The 4527-nt window shown below is 40.0% G+C and carries 1 protein-coding gene and 1 pseudogene; one reads left to right on the top strand and one right to left on the bottom strand.

Features of this window, described 5'->3' with window-relative positions; translation table 11 throughout:
* Positions 1–231 precede the first annotated feature (231 nt).
* Positions 232–4247: pseudogene (locus RDN93_RS21675) on the top strand (two-component regulator propeller domain-containing protein).
* An 82-nt stretch (positions 4248–4329) separates the two neighbouring features.
* On the opposite strand, the gene RDN93_RS21670 reads toward RDN93_RS21675, so the two are convergent.
* The coding region (locus tag RDN93_RS21670; RefSeq protein WP_308747391.1) for an anion permease at positions 4330–4527 on the bottom strand (198 nt) is incomplete at its 5' end.

The following is a 4527-nucleotide window of genomic DNA, read 5'->3' as shown; positions in this document are numbered from 1 at the left end:
GTGCTTTTTCATCTCTGCAATATTCGGATAATATATTGAAAGATGCAAATTAATTGGAGGAAAAATACTCTCTCCCCATTTTCATTTATGATATATTCTTCCACAAACTAAAAACTGAGGATATGAAAAATTAATGATGATTACTGATTGAAATATAAATACATTTATATCTTGTGTTTTAATTAATTTTTTCATATTTTTGCAGGGTATTTTTGAATATTTGTGAAAGACATGAATGGTTTTGTAAAAATGGGAAGATGTTTGTTTTTTGTGCTTCTTCTCATAAGTAGTACTGTAAGTAAAGGGCAGATTTATAAGTATATAGGTCTGGAGGACGGTTTGAATAACCAAAAAATATACCATATCCAAAAGGATCAACGGGGGTATATGTGGTTTCTGACTCAGGAGGGGATAGACCGTTATGATGGCAAACATATCAAGCATTACAACTTTTCGGACGACAGTATGAAACTGGATTCACGTATTGCCTTAAACTGGCTCTACATGGACAGCGAAAATGTATTATGGGTAATCGGTCAGAAAGGTCGTATTTTCAGGTACGATTTGCAACATGATAAATTCGAACTGGCTTATGTGCATCCGGAGTTGATTAGAAATAAGTCGCAGGCATTTCTGAATTACGGTTATTTGGACAAGAGTGACCGTATATGGTTATGCTGTAAAGATAGTATTATCTGGTATAGTATTCGTACCGGAACAACGACACATATGCCGGCGCCGGCTATTGGTGAAATAACTACCATTGAACAGGCGGATGGTAACCATTTTTTATTGGTACGGGAAGCGGTCTGTTTCGTGCCGGAATAGGAGATGGGAGATTGAAACTGCTATCCGATGAAACGGTGGAAAGTATCAGTACACCAGTGCATGAACTCTATTATCATGTCGTCTCAAAACAACTGTTTATAGGAAGCTACAAAGAGGGTGTACTTATATATGACATGGAGGGGACAGGGAAAATCATTCCCTGTCAATCACCCAATAATGTAGAGATAAACCAGATAGTTGCTTTGAACGCTCATGAGCTTTTGGTAGCTACGGGTGGAAAAGGTGTATATAAACTGGATGTGAATACCTGTATGAGTGAGCCCTATATAACTGCCAATTATAGTAGTTATAACGGGATGAACGGAAACAATATCAATGATATCTATGTAGATGAAGAAGAACGTATCTGGCTTGCCAATTATCCTACCGGTATTACCGTTCGTAACAACCGTTATGGAAGTTATGACTTGATAAGGCATTCTCTTGGCAATAGCCGCTCACTGGTGAACGATCAGGTTCACGATGTATTGGAGGACAGTGATGGCGACCTTTGGTTTGCAACCAGTAACGGTATCAGTATCTATCAGACTGATACAAAAGAATGGCGTTCTTTTTTCAGTTCTTTTGATCCGGTACCTGATGATGAAAATCACATTTTCTTAGCGTTGTGTGAAGTCTCTCCCGGTGTGATATGGGCGGGCGGTTTTACATCAGGTATTTACAAGATAGAAAAGAAGAAGGGGTTTAAGATAAGTTACCTTTCTCCTGCTGCTATTGCAGGGGTACGGCCCGATCAATATATTTTTGACATAAAAAAAGACTCGGGCGGTGATATATGGTCCGGAGGGTATTATCATTTGAAACGCATCAATCTTGAGACTAAAAGTGTGCGTTTATATCCGGGAGTAAACTCTATCACTACCATTCAGGAGAAGGATTCCCGGCAGATGTGGATTGGTACCCGAATGGGGCTCTATCTGCTTGACAAACAATCCGGAGTTTACAGGTATATTGACCTGCCTGTTGAATCTCTCTATATATGCGCATTATACCAAAGAGAAGACGGAATTTTGTATATTGGTACCCGTGGAGCCGGACTTCTTGTTTATGACATTAATAAGAAGAACTTTATTTATCAGTACCGAAGTGACAACTGTGCGCTGATCTCCGATAATATTTATACAATTCTTCCGCGTCAGGACGGGAGTCTCCTGATGGGTACGGAAAATGGCATAACGATTTATTCACCTGAGGAGCACTTCTTTCGTAACTGGACACGGGAACAAGGATTGATGAGTGTTAATTTTAATGCAGGCTCTGCTACGACCTATAACAAAAGTGCGCTTGTTTTCGGGGGAAATGACGGTGCTGTCAAATTTCCAACAGACATACAGATACCGGAGCCACATTATTCGCGTTTGCTATTGCGTGATTTTATGATAGCTTATCATCCTGTTTACCCGGGTGATGAAGGATCACCTTTGGAAAAGGATATTGACGAAACTGACCGGCTGGAACTAGCTTACGGACAAAACACGTTTTCTCTTGATGTAGCTTCTATCAACTATGATTATCCTTCCAATATTCTTTTTTCATGGAAAATCGATGGTTATCATAAAGAGTGGAGCCGTCCGAGTCAGGATAACCGGATTATCATCAGAAATCTGCCTCCCGGCAGTTATACATTACAAATTCGTGCCGTATCCAATGAAGAAAAATATAAGACTTATGAGACAAGAAGCATTCAGATTATTATAACGCCTCCTGTATGGGCCAGTGTATGGGCTATGGTGGGATATGTAATCCTGTTGGTGTTGGTTATGGGTATTATATTCCGTATCATCATGTTGCATAAACAGAAGAAGGTGTCGGACGAAAAAACACGGTTCTTCATTAATACGGCACACGACATACGTACACCGTTAACATTGATAAAAGCTCCATTGGAGGAAGTCTTGGAAAATCGCATGGGGGCTGAACAGGCACTACCCCATATAAATATGGCTCTTAAAAATGTGAATACATTACTTCAGTTGACAACCAACCTGATAAATTTTGAACGGATAGATGTCTACTCTTCCACTCTTTATGTTTCTGAGTATGAGTTGAATACTTATATGAATGATGTTTGCGCCACTTTCCGCAAATATGCCGAGATGAAGCATGTCAGGTTTGTTTATGAAAGCAATTTTGACTATTTGAGTGTGTGGTTTGATAGTGACAAAATGGGCTCTATTCTGAAGAATATTCTCTCAAATGCATTGAAATATACACCTGAAGACGGTAGTGTGTGTATTTACGCTTCCGAGGAAGGAAATAGTTGGAGTATTGAGGTGAAAGATACGGGAATCGGTATTCCAACGTGTGAACAGAAGAAATTGTTCAGAAGCTATTTTCGGGGTAGTAATGTCGTTAATCTGAAGGTGACAGGTAGCGGAATCGGACTGATGCTGGTATACAAACTGGTTAAGTTACATAAAGGTAAGATTCAGATTCAGAGTGCTGAAAATCAAGGAACTTGTGTACGGATTACTTTTCCGAAAGGAAATAGCCATTTCCATAAAGCAAAATTTATCTCTCCCAAAACACCGGATGAACGTTTGGAGACTATTGTAACAGGTGATACGCCGGGATTGCCGGATATGGAGATATCCCGGATCAACAGTTCCTTGCAGCGTATTTTGATAGTGGAGGATAATGATGATTTGCGTAATTATCTGGTGGATATGCTTCGGACGGGTTATAATATCCAGTCCTGTCCGAATGGAAAGGAGGCTCTTATTATAATCCGGGAATTTAATCCGGATCTCGTCATATCCGATATAATGATGCCTGAGATGGGTGGAGATGAACTTTGTGCAACTATAAAGGGGGATCTTGAGATGTCTCATATTCCGGTTGTTTTGCTGACTGCGCTGGGGGATGAGAAACATATGCTCGAAGGATTGGAAATCGGAGCGGATGCTTATATTACCAAACCTTTTAGTGTGGGGATACTCAAAGCAACGATTAAGAACATACTAACAAATCGTGCTTTGCTCCGCCGGGTTTATAATAGTATCGAAGATGAAGAACCGAATTTTCCGGTTAATTGCACTAATACCTTAGACTGGAAATTCATTGCTTCTGTCAAGGAATGTATAGAGAAGAACATGGGGGATTCGGACTTTAATGTGGAAATGCTCAGCAACCTGCATTATATGAGTCGTACGAGCTTCTTCAACAAACTCAAGGCATTGACCGGCTATGCTCCGGCTGATTATATCCGGCTGATACGTTTGCAACATGCTGCACAGTTGCTGAAGCAGGGTGAATATACAATAACGGAGATTGCCGACAAGGTCGGATTCTCGGATGCGAAATATTTCCGTGAGGTATTTAAAAAGTATTATGGAGTAAGTCCGAGTAAGTATGTAGAGGCGGAGAAGATACATTCTCAGTCTTCAGAGCAAGACTGACTAGTAAAAAGCCCTGTAAGAATGATTGGTTCTCACAGGGCTTTTTCTATGTCTTAATTTTATGGAAAAGGGGTACTTAAATTTATAACATCTTATTAGAACCAAGTATAATCAACATGGTATATCCAAGTATCAGTCCGATAATTCCCATGATTATACCGACTTTCTCCATATCCTTTTGTTGAATCATGCCTGTGGCATGTGCCAAAGCGTTGGGCGGAGTACTGATAGGCAATATCATTGCTAATGATGAACCGATTGCCACTCCGATCAATAAAGT

This window comes from uncultured Bacteroides sp., assembly GCF_902491285.1.
Taxonomy (GTDB): domain Bacteria; phylum Bacteroidota; class Bacteroidia; order Bacteroidales; family Bacteroidaceae; genus Bacteroides.
The sequence above is the reverse complement of the archived record's forward strand: the minus strand, read 5'-3'. Positions and strand labels throughout refer to the sequence as shown.